This is a genomic window from Enterobacter sp. SENG-6 (assembly GCF_001605945.1).
Taxonomy (GTDB): Bacteria; Pseudomonadota; Gammaproteobacteria; order Enterobacterales; family Enterobacteriaceae; genus Enterobacter; species Enterobacter cloacae.
In genome coordinates this window covers 218564-237301 of the sequence record NZ_LOMM01000044.1, presented here as the reverse complement: position 1 = coordinate 237301, position 18738 = coordinate 218564, and the positions used below count along the sequence as shown (strand labels likewise).

The 18738-nt window shown below is 55.3% G+C and carries 18 protein-coding genes; 15 read left to right on the top strand and 3 right to left on the bottom strand.

The features are described 5' to 3' along the window. The first annotated feature begins 258 nt into the window (after window positions 1–258). The 7 genes from astC (at window position 259) to ves (ending at window position 7957) form a co-directional block, all read left to right on the top strand. Window positions 259–1479 carry a succinylornithine/acetylornithine transaminase gene (gene astC / locus AX755_RS19005; RefSeq protein WP_029882003.1) on the top strand — a complete coding sequence of 407 codons (1221 nt, stop codon included), beginning with the start codon at window positions 259–261 and terminating at the stop codon, window positions 1477–1479. Continuing rightward, window positions 1476–2510, top strand: a complete 1035-nt coding sequence (gene astA / locus AX755_RS19000; RefSeq protein WP_014831525.1) for an arginine N-succinyltransferase — start codon at window positions 1476–1478, stop codon at window positions 2508–2510. Before astC ends, astA begins: the two co-directional genes overlap by 4 nt. Next, complete coding sequence (astD, locus tag AX755_RS18995) at window positions 2507–3994, top strand: succinylglutamate-semialdehyde dehydrogenase (RefSeq protein ID WP_013097030.1); 1488 nt, start codon at window positions 2507–2509, stop codon at window positions 3992–3994. Before astA ends, astD begins: the two co-directional genes overlap by 4 nt. Further along, window positions 3981–5306, top strand: coding sequence for an N-succinylarginine dihydrolase (gene astB / locus AX755_RS18990; RefSeq protein ID WP_062857257.1), 1326 nt, complete (start codon window positions 3981–3983; stop codon window positions 5304–5306). Before astD ends, astB begins: the two co-directional genes overlap by 14 nt. Before the next feature lie 10 nt (window positions 5307–5316). Then, entirely contained in the window at window positions 5317–6282 is a 966-nt protein-coding gene (gene astE / locus AX755_RS18985) for a succinylglutamate desuccinylase (RefSeq protein WP_062857256.1), read from the top strand. A gap of 337 nt (window positions 6283–6619) precedes the next feature. Then, window positions 6620–7111: an ATP-independent periplasmic protein-refolding chaperone Spy gene (gene spy, locus AX755_RS18980; RefSeq protein WP_014831529.1), complete on the top strand. Its 492-nt coding sequence runs from the start codon at window positions 6620–6622 to the stop codon at window positions 7109–7111. Between the two features lie 288 nt (window positions 7112–7399). After that, entirely contained in the window at window positions 7400–7957 is a 558-nt protein-coding gene (ves, locus tag AX755_RS18975; protein ID WP_013097026.1) for an environmental stress-induced protein Ves, read from the top strand. Here the strand turns inward: ves and cho are convergent. Both cho and nadE read right to left on the bottom strand, forming a co-directional pair. Beyond that, a complete protein-coding gene (gene cho, locus AX755_RS18970; protein WP_020688382.1) occupies window positions 7935–8825 on the bottom strand; it encodes an excinuclease Cho in 891 nt (296 codons plus the stop codon). The two genes, ves and cho, sit on opposite strands and share 23 nt — an antisense overlap. Window positions 8826–8962: 137 nt before the next feature. Next, window positions 8963–9790, bottom strand: coding sequence for an ammonia-dependent NAD(+) synthetase (gene nadE, locus AX755_RS18965; RefSeq protein ID WP_013097024.1), 828 nt, complete (start codon window positions 9788–9790; stop codon window positions 8963–8965). A 232-nt stretch (window positions 9791–10022) separates the two neighbouring features. On the opposite strand from nadE, the gene osmE reads away from it, so the two are divergent. The 7 genes from osmE to chbG all read left to right on the top strand — a co-directional run bounded on the left by osmE (window position 10023) and on the right by chbG (window position 15875). Then, complete coding sequence (gene osmE, locus AX755_RS18960; RefSeq protein ID WP_003857836.1) at window positions 10023–10367, top strand: osmotically-inducible lipoprotein OsmE; 345 nt, start codon at window positions 10023–10025, stop codon at window positions 10365–10367. A 281-nt stretch (window positions 10368–10648) separates the two neighbouring features. Further along, on the top strand, window positions 10649–10966 hold the full coding sequence (gene chbB, locus AX755_RS18955; protein ID WP_013097023.1) for a PTS N,N'-diacetylchitobiose transporter subunit IIB: 318 nt from the start codon (window positions 10649–10651) through the stop codon (window positions 10964–10966). A gap of 79 nt (window positions 10967–11045) precedes the next feature. Then, window positions 11046–12404: a PTS N,N'-diacetylchitobiose transporter subunit IIC gene (gene chbC, locus AX755_RS18950; protein WP_013097022.1), complete on the top strand. Its 1359-nt coding sequence runs from the start codon at window positions 11046–11048 to the stop codon at window positions 12402–12404. 48 nt (window positions 12405–12452) lie between these two features. Then, the gene (gene chbA, locus AX755_RS18945; RefSeq protein WP_013097021.1) at window positions 12453–12800 is read left to right on the top strand and encodes a PTS N,N'-diacetylchitobiose transporter subunit IIA; all 348 of its coding nucleotides are present in this window, start codon (window positions 12453–12455) and stop codon (window positions 12798–12800) included. Window positions 12801–12829: 29 nt separating this feature from the next. Next, window positions 12830–13648: a transcriptional regulator ChbR gene (gene chbR, locus AX755_RS18940; RefSeq protein ID WP_013097020.1), complete on the top strand. Its 819-nt coding sequence runs from the start codon at window positions 12830–12832 to the stop codon at window positions 13646–13648. Window positions 13649–13758: 110 nt separating this feature from the next. Next, window positions 13759–15114, top strand: coding sequence for a 6-phospho-beta-glucosidase (locus AX755_RS18935; protein ID WP_062857255.1), 1356 nt, complete (start codon window positions 13759–13761; stop codon window positions 15112–15114). Between the two features lie 11 nt (window positions 15115–15125). Continuing rightward, complete coding sequence (chbG, locus tag AX755_RS18930; RefSeq protein ID WP_062857254.1) at window positions 15126–15875, top strand: chitin disaccharide deacetylase; 750 nt, start codon at window positions 15126–15128, stop codon at window positions 15873–15875. An 89-nt stretch (window positions 15876–15964) separates the two neighbouring features. Here chbG and katE read toward each other — a convergent pair whose 3' ends face one another. Beyond that, a complete protein-coding gene (gene katE / locus AX755_RS18925) occupies window positions 15965–18214 on the bottom strand; it encodes a catalase HPII (protein WP_045295825.1) in 2250 nt (749 codons plus the stop codon). Window positions 18215–18402: 188 nt separating this feature from the next. On the opposite strand from katE, the gene cedA reads away from it, so the two are divergent. Then, on the top strand, window positions 18403–18657 hold the full coding sequence (gene cedA / locus AX755_RS18920) for a cell division activator CedA (protein ID WP_072203699.1): 255 nt from the start codon (window positions 18403–18405) through the stop codon (window positions 18655–18657). Window positions 18658–18738 lie beyond the last annotated feature (81 nt).

Sequence of the window (18738 nt, the reverse complement as noted above, 5' to 3'; positions counted from 1 at the left end):
ACAATTCCAGAATTATATTTGGCCTCTGCATACTCTTTCTGATTTTCATGCGGCATAGCGCCGCTTGTCGTAAAAATATTCACTTTTTATGCACTAACAGTGAATAATTCCATATTGTAACTTATTGATATTCTGTTACCCCCACCCGTTTATGCATTTTTATCGCTGGCTGGCACGAAGGCTGCAATCTACATTCACAGTGCAAACACTCAATTATTTAACATTCAAATAACCTTTTATTTACCGGATGAGGTCGCTATGTCTCTGTCAATTACGCGTGAAAATTTCGATGAATGGATGATGCCGGTTTACGCTCCGGCGGCTTTTATTCCGGTTCGTGGGGAAGGCTCGCGCCTGTGGGATCAGCAGGGTAAAGAGTATATCGACTTTGCGGGCGGGATTGCGGTTAACGCGCTGGGCCATGCACACCCGGCGCTGCGCCAGGCGTTAAACGACCAGGCGGCGAAGTTCTGGCATACCGGGAACGGCTATACCAACGAACCGGCGCTGCGTCTGGCGAAAAAACTGATCGACGCGACGTTTGCGGAGAAAGTCTTTTTCTGCAACTCGGGCGCGGAGGCAAACGAAGCGGCGCTGAAGCTGGCACGCAAATATGCGCACGATAAATTCGGTGTGCACAAGAGCGGGATTGTGGCCTTTAAGAACGCATTCCATGGCCGCACGCTCTTTACCGTCAGCGCAGGGGGGCAGCCGTCCTACTCGCAGGACTTTGCGCCGCTGCCGCCGGATATCCGCCACGGGGTGTATAACGATCTGCAGTCAGCCCGCGAGCTGATCGACGACACCACCTGCGCGGTGATCGTCGAGCCAATGCAGGGAGAAGGCGGTGTGCTGCCCGCACAGAAAGCGTTCCTGCAGGGGCTGCGCGAACTGTGCGATCGTCATAACGCGGTACTGATTTTCGACGAAGTGCAGACCGGCGTTGGCCGTACCGGTGAGCTGTATGCGTATATGCACTACGGCGTAACGCCGGACGTTCTCTCAACGGCGAAAGCGCTGGGCGGCGGCTTCCCGATTGGCGCGATGCTGACCACCGATAAATTCGCCAGCGTAATGGTCGTGGGCACGCATGGCACCACCTATGGCGGTAACCCGCTGGCAACGGCCGTGGCCGGACAGGTTCTGGATATCATCAATACCCCGGAAGTGTTGAAGGGGGTTAAACAGCGTCACGACTGGTTTGTGGAGCGTCTGAACGCCATTAACAGCAAGACCGGTCTGTTTAAAGAGATTCGCGGCCTGGGGCTGTTAATTGGCTGCGAACTGACGCCGGAGTTTGCCGGAAAAGCTAAACTTATTTCACAGGAAGCGGCGAAACAGGGCGTGATGGTGCTGATTGCCGGTGCCAACGTGGTGCGTTTTGCCCCTGCGCTGATTGTCAGCGAGGAAGAGGTGAGCACCGGTTTAGACCGTTTTGCGCTGGCCTGTGAACGTGTGAAATCCGGGGTGTCATCATGATGGTCATCCGTCCCGTTGAGCGCGGCGATCTCGCCGGGCTCATGCAGCTTGCCGGTAAGACGGGGGGCGGGCTGACCTCGCTTCCTGCCGATGAAAAAACGCTGTCGGCGCGCATTGAGCGCGCCCTGCAAACCTGGCAGGGGACGTTGCCAAAAAGCGAACAGGGCTATGTGTTCGTGCTGGAAGATACCGACACGGGGACCGTAGCCGGGATCTGCGCCATCGAAGTGGCCGTTGGCCTTAATGACCCGTGGTACAACTACCGCGTGGGCACCATGGTTCATGCCTCGAAAGAGCTGAACGTCTATAACGCGCTGCCGACGCTGTTTCTCTGTAATGACCACACCGGTGCCAGCGAGCTTTGCACGCTGTTCCTTGATCCGGCGTGGCGTAAAGAGGGCAACGGGTATCTGCTCTCCAAATCGCGCTTTATGTTTATGGCCGCTTTCCGCGATCGTTTTAACGAAAAGGTGGTGGCTGAAATGCGCGGTGTGATCGACGATAAAGGTTATTCGCCGTTCTGGGAGAGCCTGGGCGAGCGTTTCTTCTCGATGGAGTTCAGCCGGGCAGACTATCTGTGCGGCACCGGACAGAAAGCGTTTATCGCTGAGCTGATGCCGAAACACCCTATCTATACCCATTTCTTAACCCCGGAAGCGCAGGCGGTGATTGGCGAAGTCCATCCGCAAACTGCGCCTGCCCGCGCGGTGCTGGAGAAAGAAGGCTTCCGCTACCGTAACTATGTCGACATCTTTGACGGCGGGCCGACGCTGGAGTGCGACATCGACCGCGTGCGCGCGATCCGTAAAAGCCGACTGGTTGACGTCTCTGAAGGTCAGCCCGCGCCGGGTGACTGGCCGGCGTGCCTGGTGGCGAACGAAAATTACACCAACTTCCGCGCCATGCTGGTGCGTACCAACCCGAAATGTGAACGTCTGGTGCTGACGGCTGCAGAACTGGATGCCCTGAAATGTAATGCCGGCGATACGGTTCGCCTGGTGCGACTCTGCCCTGAGGAGAAAACAGCATGACTTTATGGATCAACGGAGACTGGGTAACGGGCGAAGGCGAACAGCGAGTGAAGACCAATCCGGTCGGCAACGAGGTGCTCTGGAAAGGTAATGATGCCAGCGCCGGGCAGGTTGAACAGGCCTGCCACGCCGCGCGCCGCGCGTTTCCGGCGTGGGCGAAACAGCCGTTCACTGTGCGCCAGGGGATTGTCGAAAAGTTTGCCTCTCTGCTGGAAGCGAATAAAACCGAGTTGACCCGCACGATCGCCCTGGAGACCAGCAAGCCACGCTGGGAAGCGGCGACTGAAGTGACGGCGATGATCAACAAAATCGCTATCTCGGTAAAGGCGTACCATACCCGCACCGGCGAGCAGCATACCGAAATGGCTGACGGCGCGGCCACGCTGCGCCATCGCCCCCATGGCGTACTGGCGGTGTTTGGCCCCTACAACTTCCCGGGGCATCTGCCAAACGGGCATATTGTGCCCGCACTGCTGGCGGGAAATAGCGTCATTTTCAAACCGAGTGAATTAACGCCGCTGACCGGTGAGGTGGTGGTGAAGCTCTGGGAGCAGGCGGGTTTGCCGCCGGGCGTGCTGAACCTGGTGCAGGGCGGGCGTGAAACCGGCCAGGCGCTGAGCGCGTTAAGTGATATTGATGGCCTGCTGTTTACCGGCAGCGCCGGGACGGGCTATCAGCTGCATCGCCAGCTGGCCGGGCAGCCGGAAAAAATTCTGGCGCTGGAGATGGGCGGAAACAACCCGCTCATTGTTGAAGATCCTGATGATATTGATGCGGCAGTCCACCTGACCATCCAGTCGGCCTTTATTACTGCCGGCCAGCGCTGCACCTGTGCGCGTCGTCTGCTGGTGAAGCGCGGGGCGCAGGGCGATGCGTTCCTCAGGCGTCTGGTTGAGGTGAGCGCGCGTCTGGTGCCTGCGACGTGGGATGCCGACCCGCAGCCGTTTATCGGCGGGCTCATCTCCGAACAGGCGGCGCTGAACGTTCTGAAAGCCTGGCAGGACCATGTCTCACGCGGCGCGAAAACCTTGCTGGAGCCGAAGCAGGTTCAGCCGGGCACGTCGCTGCTGACGCCGGGCATTGTTGAGATGAGCGGCGCGAGCAACGTGCCGGATGAAGAGGTCTTTGGGCCGCTGCTGTGCGTCTGGCGCTATGACGATTTTGACAGTGCCATTGCGATGGCCAACAACACCCGCTACGGCCTGTCGAGCGGTCTGATTTCACCGCAGCGCGAGAAGTTTGATCAGCTGCTGCTCGAAGCGCGCGCCGGGATTGTTAACTGGAACAAACCGCTGACCGGTGCCGCGAGTACCGCCCCGTTTGGCGGCGTAGGGGCTTCCGGGAACCATCGCGCCAGCGCGTGGTATGCCGCAGATTACTGCGCGTGGCCGATGGCGAGCCTGGAAACACCTGCGCTGACGCTGCCGGAAACGCTGAGTCCGGGTCTGGATTTTAGTCAGGGAGATCGCCATGAAAGCGCGTGAAGTCAATTTTGACGGCCTGGTGGGACTGACGCACCACTATGCCGGGCTCTCCTTTGGTAATGAAGCCTCGACGAAACACCGTTTTCAGGTCTCCAACCCGAAACTGGCGGCAAAGCAGGGGCTGCTGAAAATGAAGGCGCTATCGGACGCGGGTTTTCCGCAGGCGGTGATCCCGCCGCAGGAGCGTCCAAACGTGGCGGTGTTACGTCAGCTTGGTTTTAGCGGCACTGATGAACAGGTGGTGGAGAAAGCGGGAACGCAGACGCCACACCTGCTCTCGGCGGCGAGTTCTGCCTCCTCAATGTGGGTGGCCAATGCGGCGACCGTTGCGCCCTCTGCCGATACGCTGGATGGCAAGGTCCATTTGACGGTGGCGAACCTGAACAACAAATTCCACCGCGCCACCGAAGCGGAGACCACGGAGCGCGTGCTGCGCGCCATTTTCCATAATGACGCCCATTTTGCTGTCCATCCGGCTCTGCCGCAGGTGGCGATTTTTGGTGATGAAGGTGCTGCCAACCATAACCGTCTGGGCGGCGATTACGGCGAACCGGGGTTACAGCTGTTTATTTACGGGCGGGAAGAGGGTGGCCACTCTGCGCCAACCCGCTACCCGGCCCGACAGACGCTGGCGGCAAGCCAGGCCGTGGCGCGTCTGAATCAGGTCAATCCGTCGCAGGTGATTTTTGCCCAGCAGAACCCGCATGTGATCGACCAGGGCGTGTTCCATAACGACGTGATTGCCGTCTCTAACCGCCAGGTTCTGTTCTGCCACGAGCAGGCGTTCGTCCATCAGGAGAAACTCCTCGCCACGCTGCATGAACGCGTGCCTGGGTTTACGCCGATTCAGGTGCCGACGCAGGCGGTGAGCGTGCAGGATGCGGTTGAGACCTACCTCTTTAACAGCCAGCTGTTGAGCCGGGACGATGGCAGCATGATGCTGGTGCTGCCGCAGGAGTCCAGCGATCACCCGGGCGTGTGGCGTTATCTGACTGAACTGGTGAAAGCCGATAACCCGATTGCGGAACTGCGCGTCTTTGATCTGCGCGAGAGCATGGCAAACGGGGGCGGTCCGGCCTGTTTACGCCTGCGCGTGGTCCTGACGCCTGCCGAAATGCAGGCCGTTAACCCAGCAGTGATGATGAATGAGACGCTGTTTAACACCCTCAACGACTGGGTGGACCGCTACTATCGCGACCGGTTAACGCAGGCCGATCTGGTTGACCCGCAGCTGCTGCGCGAAGGCCGCGAGGCGCTGGACGCGTTAACCTCAATCCTGCAACTGGGTTCGGTTTACCCGTTCCAGCGCTAAAGGAGGCGCTATGGAAAATTTACTGGCGCTGACGCTGGCCGACGAAACGCCCTCACAACGTGAGGGGGAGGGCCCCTCATTCCACTGGCGGTGGCTGGGGCGCGGCGTGCTTGAACTGACACCGACCGCCAGGAGTGAACTGTCGCTTCTGCTCTCAACCGGCATTCACGGCAATGAAACGGCGCCCGTCGAGATTGTCGACCTGCTGCTGCGCGCGTTGTATAGCGGGGAGATCGCGCTGCACTGCCGTCTGCTGGTGGTTCTGGGAAACCCGCCTGCGCTGGCGCAAAACAAACGCTATCTGGTGAGCGACATCAACCGCATGTTCGGTGGCCGCTGGTCGCAATTCCCACAAAGTGATGAAACGGCACGGGCGCAGTGGCTGGAGCAGATCGTCACCTCCTTTTTCACCGACGCGGGGCCATCGCGCTGGCATCTCGATCTGCATACGGCGATCCGCGCCTCGTATCACGTGCGTTTTGGCGTACTGCCGCAGCGTAATCAGCCCTGGGAGGAAGATTTTCTGCGCTGGCTGGGGGATGCGGGGCTGGAAGCGCTGGTCTTCCATCAGTCGCCGGGGGGGACCTTCACGCACTTTACCTGCGAACGCTTCGGCGCGCTGGCCTGCACGCTGGAGCTGGGAAAAGCGCTGCCGTTTGGGCAAAACGATCTTACGCGCTTTGCCCCGACGCATCTTGCGCTGCATGCGCTGCTGGGGGGGGCGGAGCCGGAGCATACCAGCCAGCCCGTCGAGCGTTATCGGGTTGTGCAGCAGATCACCCGCCGTAGCGAGGCTTTCCAGCTACATATGGCGGCCCACACGCTCAATTTTACGCCGTTTCGCAAGGGGGCATTACTGGCGGAGGATGGCGACGAGCGCTATGAGGTGCAGAAAACAACCGAATATGTGCTGTTCCCCAACCCGTCGGTGGCCTTTGGTCTGCGGGCCGGGCTGATGCTGGAAAAAGTGTCCTGATCGTTTCCCCTCCTGTCTGCGGGAGGGGAATATTAAAACTATATTCTTAGCGATTAAGGCGATCGCATTTTCTTTGCAGAATATTCCTGGATAATTGCTTTATTATTAAACGGCAGTTGGTTATACTTCTGCACAATCTCTTAATAATCAGCTTATTGCATATTTTTGTTGCAACTCTCCACGCTTTATCCTTATTTCCTCCATATTTGGCGAAAATTTGTTTTTTACACTTTCATTGTTTTACCGTTGCTCTGACTAATTGACGATAAACCCCGTAAAGTTAATCTCGTCAACACGGCATAGCGCCGAAGAATAACTGAAAGTAAGGAAATAAATTATGCGTAAGTTTACTGCACTGTTTGTTGCTTCTACCCTGGCTCTGGGCGCTACCAGCATGGCGTTCGCCGCAGATACCGCAACCACCACTGCCGCGCCTGCTGAAGGCAAAATGATGATGCATCACAAAGGCAAGCCGGGTATGCACGAGATGATGATGTTCAAAGATCTGAACCTGACGGATGCGCAGAAACAGCAGATCCGCGACATCATGAAAAGCCAGCGTGACCAGATGAAACGCCCTCCGCTGGAAGAGCGCCGCGCGATGCATGACATTATCGCCAGCGACAGCTTCGATAAAGCAAAAGCCGAAGCGCAGATCGACAAAATGGCTGAGCAGCATAAAGCCCGCATGCTGGCTCATATGGAAACCCAGAACAAGATCTACAACATTCTGACGCCGGAACAGAAAAAACAATTTAATGCCAATTTTGAGAAGCGTCTGACAGAACGTCCGGCAATGGAAGGTAAAATGCCAGCACCAACCGAATAAACGGTTCACTCTCTTAAGACCGCCGGGATCCTGTCTACAAAAGCGCAAATGCTGTGGACAGGACCGGCGGTTTTTTCTTTCTTACCCTCTTGTCTGCCGCAACAGGCGCGGTATTCTCCTGTCATCGCTTCAGAGAATTCATGACGTTAGATTTTTTATCAGCGTCCCGCTAAGGCTTGCCCGCTCTGCTGCCGATACTACGTCTGTAACTATTCAATCATAACAAACAAGACAGCAACGATAGCGATATCCTTGCCCTGGCGCTCGTTGCGCCATTCAGGAGTGGTGATGGAGTTCTTTGATATCCGTAAAATGCCGGTCAGTCTCTGGCGCAATGGTGCTGGTGAGACGCGCGAAATTTGTTGTTTTCCTCCCGCGACGCGCGATTTTTTCTGGCGTGCCAGCATTGCGACCATCGCCAGCAATGGCGAATTCTCCTCCTTTCCCGGTGTTGACCGGGTTATCACCCTGCTGGAAGGGGGGGAAGTGACGCTCGATGCCGGTCAGGCGTTTTGCCATACCCTGAAGCACCATCAGCCCTTTTGTTTTTCCGGCGACCAGCCGGTAAAAGCGCTGTTAAGCGACGGGCAGATGTCGATGGACTTCAACATCATGACCCGGCGGGATTGCTGCCAGGCGAAAGTGCGGGTGGCGGACCGCACCTTCACTACCTTTGGCTCACGCGGGGGTGTGGTCTTCGTCTTAAGCGGTGCGTGGCAGCTGGGGGATAAATTGCTGACAGCCGATCAGGGCGCGAGCTGGGAGGAGGGAACCCACACCCTGCGTTTGCTGGAATCGCACGGCAGGTTATTATTCAGCGAAATCAACTGGCTGCCTGGTCATTAAGCACAATAACGTCAAACTCGCCGGTCAGCACGGGCTTACAGAGAATTTTGTAGCCATCATGGTCGAAGCCGGCGGGTGTGCGTAACAGGGTGGCGGCCTCCTGCAGATTATCGACCGCCCCCAGCCAGAACCAGTTATGAACGATGTGGTACTGCGTCATCGTCTCTCCCACCTCTTTTAGCGCAACGGCCCCTTCCCATGGCCAGCACTTCACGCTGATGGCCGCCAGCCCGCCAAGAAGCCGGGCGTGATGATCCTCGACGCTCTCTTTGCCGCAGCAGGCCCCCGCACAGCGTTTGAGCGCAGAGCGGAAACAGGCGCGTCCACGGGTGGTGGCCTCCAGCCCCAGCAGGCTGTAGCAAAGCTGCTGCTCGTCCGCCAGCGTTTGCAGCGCCTGTAGCGCAGCACGTTTGTTGGCGAACAGGCCGTACAGATTCGGTGCGTGCGAAAAATCGACGTCGCGCGCATAGACAACCTGCGGTTTGCCCGCGGTTATCTGCAGCGAGCAGAGCTGACGATTGCGGCGCAGACGCTTATTAAACAAGGGCTGTTGCTCTTTGATCAGCCGGGCTTCCAGTAAGAGCGCTCCCATTTCCCCTGCCGTCGGATACCAGCTGATGCGTCGCGACTGGCGGAGCATGGCGGCTTCGTCCGGCGTGCGCAGATGGGACAGCACCCGGCTGCGAATATTGACGCTTTTGCCGATATAGAGCGGCAGAGTGTCGCTTTCGCCATGAAAGATGTACACGCCCGGCTGTTTAGGTAATTCCTCAAGCCAGGGGCGGAGATGTTCGGGATATTCATAGATAGCCGCCGCTTCAAACTCCAGACGCGGGGCAGATTGACGCCTGCTCACATACGACTCCATATACTGTTCAGGTATACAGTGTAGCAGGTGTGGGGTGGTTAAAAAAGAGCCGGGTCGCCTGATGCTCTCACCCCAACCCTCTCCCTCGGGAGAGGGCGCAAACATTAAAAACGGTAACCTGAGTTACCGTTTTGCGTTTATTTCTTCCAGAAATCGTCAAACACGGTAATGGGTGGGCGGCGTTTGTGCTCGGTTTTCAGATACCAGCCTTCGATAATCTTCGCGATACTCTCGTCCAGTTTCTTGCCTTCCAGATAATCATCGATGTTGTCATAGGTCACACCGAGCGCCGCTTCATCCGGCAGGGAAGGGCGATCGTCTTCCAGATCCGCCGTTGGCGCTTTCTTGTATAAATGCTCCGGGCAGCCCAGCGCAGCCAGCAGTTGTTTACCCTGACGCTTGTTCAAACGGAAGATAGGGTTAATGTCGGTGCCCCCGTCGCCATATTTGGTGAAGAAACCGGTGATGGCTTCTGCCGCGTGATCGGTCCCGACAACCACGCCTTTGGTCATGCCTGCAATGCTGTACTGCGCTTTCATACGTTCGCGCGCTTTTTCATTGCCGCGCACAAAATCGCTCAGCTCAATGCCCGCTTCACGCAGCGCCTGTTCACTCGCCAGCACCGATCCTTTGATATTGACCGTCAGTACGCGGTCTGGCTGGATAAAGGCGATGGCATCCTGACAATCCTGTTCGTCTGCCTGCACGCCATACGGAAGACGCACGGCGATAAACTGCAGCGCTTCATCTCCCGTCTCTTCGCGCAGCTCTGAAATTGCCATCTGGCAGAGTTTGCCGGTCAGCGTCGAGTCCTGCCCGCCGCTGATGCCCAGTACCAGCGTTTTCAGAAACGAGTTCGTTTTTAAATAGGATTTTAAAAAATCTACGCTTCGGCGGATCTCTTCATTTGCATCTACCGCAGGCTTCGCGCCCAGCGCCTGAATAATCTCGTGTTGCAGAGCCATCACGCCCTCCATATGCAGACCATAAACAGAATGTGTTAACTGTTAAAACTAACCCTTCAGGCGTAAAACGACAAGGATCACAGTTTCGAGTGCGCTATTTTGCGGCGTTTTAGCAGCTTATCGTTGTTTTATTAGAATTTTCCGAAATTCGTCTGGCGTAACTCGCAAAGTTGAACAATAGTACTTTTTATCCCATGCTTAGATAACACGCTGATAAACAAGAGGACGGAATATGAACAAGAACGTAGCAGGAATTCTTAGCGCAGCGGCGGTACTGACTATGCTGGCAGGGTGTACGGCTTACGATCGCACCAAAGATCAGTTTACACAGCCGGTAGTGAAAGATGTCAAAAAAGGCATGACCCGTTCGCAGGTGGCTGCGATTGCCGGTAAGCCTTCGTCAGAAGTGACCATGATCCACGCGCGTGGTACCTGCCAGACCTATATCCTGGGTCAACGTGATGGTAAGGCAGAAACCTACTTTGTTGCTCTGGATGACACCGGTCACGTCATCAATTCCGGTTACCAGACCTGTGCAGAATACGATACCGATCCGCAGGCACCTAAGGCGCAGTAACCCTGCTTGCCTGAGGATGTTAACAAGCCGGCCTTTGGGCCGGTTTTTTTGTGCATACGTAAATCTTATTTCTTTGCGCGAATTATTTGCCTGAAATGTGAAGGTAGTCAACAAGCCAGGTCAATGAGAGACAATTTAGGCCTGTGCAGAATTATCCCCCCTCTGTACCATTACGTATACTCACTCCAACGATAAACAACAGTCAGCACATTACCTGTCAGCCAGGAGAGCGAGTCGAGTGATAGCGAGACGGCAGGTAGTCATAAAAGAGGGAAATCATGATGGAAAAGAAACATATCTACCTGTTCTGCTCTGCAGGCATGTCAACGTCACTGCTGGTGTCGAAGATGCGTGCACAGGCCGAAAAGTATGAAGTGCCGGTGGTGATCGAAGCGTTCCCGGAAACGCTGGCGGGTGAAAAAGGCCAGACCGCAGATGTTATTTTACTGGGTCCGCAGATCGCTTACATGTTGCCAGAAATTCAACGTCTGTTACCGAATAAACCGGTCGAGGTTATCGACTCAGGGCTGTACGGTAAGATTGATGGTTTAGGTGTACTGAAAGCTGCTGTGGCAGCAATTAAAAAAGCTGCTAATTAATTTTTATTTTTCCCGTCAAAGAGTTATTTCACACACAATACGCCGCGACATACGTTGCGGCATTTAAGGGTATTTTCCTATGAGTAAAGTCATCGCTTCACTTGAAAAGGTACTCCTTCCTTTTGCTGTTAAAATAGGAAAGCAGCCTCACGTTAACGCCATCAAAAACGGCTTTATTAAATTAATGCCGTTGACGCTGGCCGGGGCAATGTTCGTTTTAATTAACAACGTTTTTCTGAGCTTTGGTGAAGGTTCCTTTTTTTATTCATTAGGAATTCGGTTAGACGCTTCAACCATTGAAACCCTTAACGGTTTTAAAGCCATCGGCGGCAACGTATATAACGGTACGTTGGGTATTATGTCGCTGATGGCGCCTTTCTTTATTGGGATGGCATTAGCCGAAGAACGTAAGGTGGATCCACTGGCCGCGGGGTTATTGTCCGTTGCCGCCTTTATGACCGTCACCCCATACAGCGTGGGTGAAGCTTATGCTGTGGGTGCCAACTGGCTGGGTGGGGCAAACATTATTTCCGGTATCGTTATCGGTCTGGTGGTTGCCGAGATGTTCACCTTTATTATCCGTCGCAACTGGGTAATTCGCCTGCCGGATAGCGTACCGGGCTCCGTTTCCCGTTCATTTTCCGCGTTGATTCCAGGCTTCATTATTCTCTCCATCATGGGGATTATTGCCTGGGCGCTCTCTCACTGGGGCACAAACTTCCACCAGATCATCATGGACTCTATCTCTACGCCGCTGGCGTCGATGGGGGGCGTGGTCGGTTGGGCGTACGTGATTTTCACCTCCCTGCTGTGGTTCTTCGGCGTACATGGTTCACTGGCACTGGCCGCGCTGGACAGCGGTATCATGACCCCATGGGCACTGGAAAACGTTGCACTTTATCAGCAGTACGGCTCCGTTGATGCGGCGCTGGCAGCCGGTAAAACCTTCCATGTGTGGGCGAAGCCGATGCTGGACTCTTATATCTTCCTGGGGGGTACCGGGGCGACGCTGGGTCTGATCATCGCGGTCTTTATTGTCTCTCGTCGCGCTGACCATCGTCAGGTTGCGAAGCTGGCGCTGCCGTCAGGCATCTTCCAGATTAACGAGCCGATTCTGTTTGGTCTGCCTATCATCATGAACCCGGTGATGTTCATTCCATTCGTCCTGATTCAGCCGCTGCTGGCGGGGATCACTCTGACGGCCTATTACCTGGGCATTATCCCGCCTGTTACCAACATTGCGCCGTGGACCATGCCGGCGGGGCTGGGGGCGTTCTTCAACACCAACGGTAGTGTCGCGGCCTTCCTGCTGGCGATATTCAACCTCGGGATTGCAACACTGCTCTACATGCCATTCGTGGCGATAGCCAACAAAGCCGCGACCGTGATTGATGAAGAAGAGAGCGAAGAGGATATCGCCCTCGCACTGAAATTCTAAATATTGCCCGGCGCGGGGTAACCCGCGCCAGCGAAAAGGAGCTTAAAGATGTTAGATTTGGATAGTATCGTAGCCGAAGACGCCGTAGAGAACGATCTGGAAGAAGTGGTGATGGGGCTTATCATCAACTCCGGCCAAGCACGTAGCCTGGCGTATGCCGCCCTGAAGCAGGCCAAGCAGGGCGATTTTGCCGCCGCTAAGACCATGATGGATCAATCCCGTATCGCGCTGAATGAAGCGCACCTGGTGCAGACTAAGCTTATCGAAGGCGACCAGGGGGAAGGGAAGATGAAAGTCAGCCTGGTGCTGGTGCATGCACAGGATCACCTGATGACCTCAATGCTGGCACGCGAGCTGGTGGCAGAGTTAATTGAGCTTCACGAGAAGCTGCAGTAAGTCAGACTGAGTAGCAGGAGGTCAGCACGATGGAAATTAAAACCGCACTTGAACAGCAGCTGTTTAATGGCAAGAATTTTCACGTGGTTATTTACAACAAGACGGAGAGCGCCAGTGGTCTGCACCAGCATGACTACTACGAGTTCACGATTGTTCTGACCGGCCGCTACTATCAGGAGATTAACGGCAAGCGTGTCCTGCTGGAGCGCGGTGACTTTGTTTTCCTGCCGATGGGATCTTATCACCAGAGCTTTTACGAATTTGGTGCCACCCGTATTCTGAATGTTGGCGTCAGCAGACGTTTCTTTGAGAAACACTATCTGCCGCTGGTGCCGTTCTGCTTTGTGGCGTCACAGGTCTATCGCGTAAAAAACGAATTTATGACCTGGATCGAAACGGTGATCGCCTCGCTCAACTTCCGCGACAATGAGTTCGATGAATTTATTGAAACCGTGACGTTCTATGTGATGAACCGCCTTCGCCACCACCGTGAAGAGCAGCAGGTGAGCGACGACATTCCGCAATGGCTGCGCAGTACCGTCGAGTTGATGCACGACAAAGGGCAGTTCAGCGAGAATGCTCTGGAAAATATGGTGTCACTGTCCGGAAAATCCCAGGAATACCTGACCCGGGCGACACAGCGTTATTATCGTAAAACGCCCGTGCAAATTATTAATGAAATCCGCATTAATTTTGCCAAAAAACAGCTGGAAATTACCAACTACTCTGTCACCGATATTGCTTATGAGTCCGGTTACAGTAGCCCCAGCCTGTTTATTAAAACCTTTAAGAAATTTACCTCATTCACACCAAACAGTTACCGGAAGAATTTGACGGTAATTAATTAGTGCCTGGCGAGTGTATTCGCCACGAATATTGACTTGATTGCTTGCCCAAATAGCGGGAAGAGTCCGCTATACCTTGCAGGCGATTAACCTGATACGCTAAGGGAGATGTTATGCAAAAGAAATTAAAAGTCGTGACCATTGGCGGCGGCAGCAGCTATACCCCGGAATTACTGGAAGGTTTCCTGAAACGTTATCATGAATTACCGGTCAGTGAATTATGGCTGGTGGATGTTGAAGAAGGGCAGGAAAAGCTGAATATTATTTTTGACCTGTGCCAGCGAATGGTAGAAAAAGCCGGTGTGCCCTTAACCGTGCATAAAACCCTCGATCGTCGCCTGGCGTTGCAGGACGCTGACTTCGTTACCACTCAGCTGCGCGTGGGCCAGCTCAAAGCGCGTGAACTGGACGAACGCATTCCGCTGAGCCACGGCTATCTGGGACAGGAAACCAACGGCGCGGGCGGCCTGTTTAAAGGTTTGCGCACCATCCCGGTCATTTTTGACATCATCAAAGATGTGCAGGAGATCTGCCCGAACGCATGGGTGATTAACTTTACCAACCCGGCCGGGATGGTCACCGAGGCGGTCTATCGCCATACCAACTTCAAGCGTTTTATCGGCGTCTGCAATATTCCGATTGGCATGAAGATGTTCATCCGCGACGTGCTGGAGCTGACCGACAACGACGATCTCTCTATCGATCTGTTTGGCCTTAACCACATGGTGTTCATCAGAGATGTGATAGTCAACGGCCAGTCTCGCTTTGCTGAACTGCTGGACGGCGTGGCTTCCGGCCGCCTGACCGCTGCATCGGTGAAAAATATCTTCGACCTGCCGTTCAGCGAAGGGCTCATCCGTTCCCTGAATCTGCTGCCATGCTCGTATTTGCTTTACTACTTTAAGCAGAAAGAGATGCTGGCCATCGAAATGGGCGAGTACTATAAAGGCGGTGCCCGCGCTCAGGTTGTGCAGAAAGTTGAAAAGCAGCTGTTTGATTTGTATAAAGATCCAAACCTGAACGTGAAGCCGAAAGAGCTTGAACAGCGCGGTGGAGCGTACTATTCCGACGCGGCGTGCGAAGTGATCAACGCCATTTACAATGACAAGCAGGCTGAGCACTACGTCAATGTGCCGCACCACGGCCATATCGACAATATCCCGGCCGACTGGGCCGTAGAGATGACCTGTATCCTGGGCCGTGAGGGGGCAAAACCGCATCCGCGTATTACCCACTTTGATGACAAAGTGATGGGGCTCATCCATACCATCAAAGGGTTTGAAGTGGCGGCCAGCAACGCTGCGTTGAGCGGTGAGTTGAATGATGTGCTGCTGGCGTTGAACCTCAGCCCGCTGGTGCATTCCGACCGCGATGCGGAAGGGCTGGCCAGCGAGATGATACTGGCGCATGAAAAATGGCTGCCAAACTTTGCCGCCACGGTTGAGAAGCTCAAGCATCAACACCGTTAAGAGGACGTGCGATGGAAAACCTGCTGATCGTCAATGCTGATGATTTTGGCCTGTCTAAGGGGCAAAATTACGGCATTGTTGAAGCCTGCCGACGGGGTGTGGTGACTTCGACCACAGCGCTGGTGAATGGAGAGGCGATAGAGCACGCGGCGCAGCTGAGCCGTGAAGCGCCTGAGCTGGGCGTGGGCATGCACTTTGTGTTGACGCTGGGGAGGCCGCTTTCAGCGATGCCGGGCCTGACGCGTGACGGGCAACTCGGGAAATGGATTTGGGAACTGGCGGAGCAGGACGCGCTGCCGCTCGAAGAGATTGCCCGCGAGCTGGACTGTCAGTACAACCGTTTTGTTGACCTCTTTGGTCGCGAACCAACCCATATCGACAGCCATCATCATGTGCATATGATCCCGGCGATTTTTCCGCTCGTTGCGGATATTGCTCAGCGTAAAGGCGTGGCGATGCGTGTGGATCGTGACGTGCGCGGGTTGCCGGACTTTGCCGTGACCACATCGGAGGGGTTCAGCAGCGCATTTTACGGTGAGGAGATCGACGAAGCGCTGTTCCTGAAGGTGCTGGATGATTCCGCAGCCCGGGGGGAACGGTCGCTGGAGGTGATGGCGCATCCCGCGTTTGTCGATAACATCGTCCGTAAGAGCGCCTACTGCTGGCCGCGCCTGGCGGAGCTGGAGGTGCTGACGTCGCCGTCGCTTAAATACGCGATTGCCGAGCGCGGGTATCGGTTGGGGACTTTCGGGGATCTTTAAGACAAAGCCCGGTGGCGGCTTCGCCTTACCGGGCCTACAAAACCAGTCGAAATGTAGGCCGGGTAAGCGCAAGCGCCACCCGGCTTTTTTTACGCCGGTATCTGGTCAATCTTGCTGCTGCGCGACCAGACGCGGTGCGCGGCTAGCAGATCAAACAGCCTGGTCATAAACGCGTCGTCGACGTTATCGCCTTCCACAATCCCGTCTTCACCCTGATCGGCCACGTTCAGGCGTGCTTTAAACTGTCGCGCATCTCCGGAAAGGGCGATCGGTTTCAGATGCTTATAGGCTTCAAGCAGATAATAGACCGCGTCACCGTTGCTGAGCAGGCTGGCAATATCGCCGCACGGCACAATCACCGCGTCCACCGTCAGGGATGGCGCACCGGCAAAGGTGGCGGCAACCGGCAGCACTGACCCGTCATCGGCAGTTACTTCACCCATTCGGGAGTAGAGCAGTTTGGCGTGTACGCCTTTGGTTTTCAGCGCCTGCATGATCCCCAGCACGTCGCTGGCGCGGGTTTTGTCGTTAAGCAGGATCGCTACCACCCGGCCTTTAATCGAGCCTCCCGGCACCGCGTACAGGCTGAGCGACGGATCTTTTTTCACCCCGTTGACCTCTTTTGGCGGGGCAAGATTGCGTTGCTCATCCGTCAGCGTAATGCCGAGGTTATCGGCCACGCTCTGGGCGAGTTGAATATCAATGTGTGCCAGCTGATCGACCACGCGCTCGCGGATGTAGGTCCGCACAACCTTGCTCAGTTCAAAGCTGAAGCCGCCGATAATATGCTGCTGCTCAATCGGTGTCTGGCTGTTCCAGAACAGGCGAGGGTGGGCGTAATACTCTCCAAATGACGGGCTGCGCTCGCGGATTTTGTTGCCATCCACACGTTCCTGATACGACTCAAATCCACCCCGTTTCGGGCCAGGAGGCGTTTCACGCGGCCAGTTATCGTTGATGGAGTTGGGCTCATAGTTGGCCGGGTTGGTATCGATATCCTGACGATGCATCCCGTCGCGCTGGAAATTGTGGTACGGACAGGTGGGGCGGTTAATCGGAATTTCATGGAAGTTCGGCCCGCCGAGTCGGCTGATCTGCGTATCGGTGTAGGAGAACAGTCGCCCCTGCAGCAGCGGATCGTTGGTGAAATCCAGGCCCGGGACGATATGACCGGGGTGGAAAGCCGCCTGTTCGTTCTCGGCAAAGAAGTTATCCGGGTTGCGGTTAAGCACCATTTTGCCCACCAGCTGAACCGGTACCAGCTCCTCGGGGATCAGTTTGGTCGGATCCAGCAGGTCAAAATCGAATTTGAATTCGTCCTCTTCCGGGATCAGCTGTAACCCCAACTCATATTCCGGGAAGTCGCCCGCTTCAATGGATTCCCACAGCTCGCGGCGATGGAAGTCCGGATCGCGCCCGGTCAGCTTCTGGGCTTCATCCCACACCAGCGAGGCCTTCCCGGCGACCGGTTTCCAGTGGAAACGGACAAACGTCGCTTTGCCCTCGGCGTTGATCATCCGGAAGGTATGAATGCCAAACCCTTCCATGGTGCGATAGCTGCGCGGGATCCCACGGTCAGACATCGCCCACATCACGTTGTGTAACGTCTCGGGTTGCAGGGAGACATAGTCCCAGAAGGTGTCATGCGCACTTTGTCCCTGCGGTATCGCCCAGTGGGGCTCCGGTTTTACCGCATGGACAAAGTCAGGAAATTTATGCGCATCCTGAATGAAAAAGACTGGGGTGTTATTGCCTACCAGGTCGAAAATACCCTCTTCGGTATAAAACTTGGTGGCAAAGCCGCGAATATCTCGCACGGTATCTGCCGAACCTGCGCCACCCTGCACGGTGGAAAAGCGCACAAATACGGGGGTGATCTTATCCGGGTCTGAAAGGAAGTCAGCTTTGGTGATTTCCTTCAGGCTCTTGTAAGGCTGGAAATAGCCGTGAGCGGCGGAACCGCGCGCGTGCACGATACGCTCCGGGATACGCTCATGGTCAAAGTGGGTAATTTTTTCCCGTAGGATGAAGTCTTCCAGCAGAGTCGGTCCGCGGGATCCCGCGCGCAGGGAATTCTGATCGTCAGCGATGCGCACCCCCTGATTGGTGGTCAACGCATAGCCTTCTCCGCCTTTGCGGTGCGGTTCGAGTGATTTTAGCTTCTCATTGCCGGTGTCCGGCGATTTCATACTACCGGGCGCGGTCGGCTGCTCGCCAGGGGCTGAGGGGCCCGGTGAAGGGCGATGAGAGCCATCTTCAGGTGCAAGGGAGTCCATACCCGGCTGTGATTCTTCAGTGCCATGAATGGGTGATTGATGTGTGTTATCTTTGTTCGACATTGCACGCTTCTCCTTTATTCATTCCTAAAAAACCCTCTTAACTATAGAACAATGTACGGAAAGGGCAGGCGAACTCAGCTTTTTCAGACACCGCCTTAGTAAAAGAGGCGGTCCACCACACGCAAGGCGCGACGCGTGGGGGCAGGATCGGCTATCATAGAAATTTCCTGCTTTCAGAATGTGCTTTAATGAACCAGTCGCTTATGAAACCTCTTCGTCAACAAAATCGCCAGGTTATTAGCTACGTGCCCCGTGTCGAACCCGCTCCCCCTGAACATGCGCTGAAGGTGGATGGCTATCGCGATGTCTGGCAGTTACGTGGCAAATATGTGGCCTTTGTGCTGATTGGCGAGCATTTCCGTCGTTCTCCGGTGTTTACTGTGCCGGAAGCGGCCCAGCGGTGGGCCATGCAGGTCCGTCAGGATGAAGAAATTCAGGAATAGTTTTTTATACAGAACATCCCGTTTGTAAAACGGGATATATTGCTCCGATGAATATATGGCTATTATTCATCGGAAAATAAA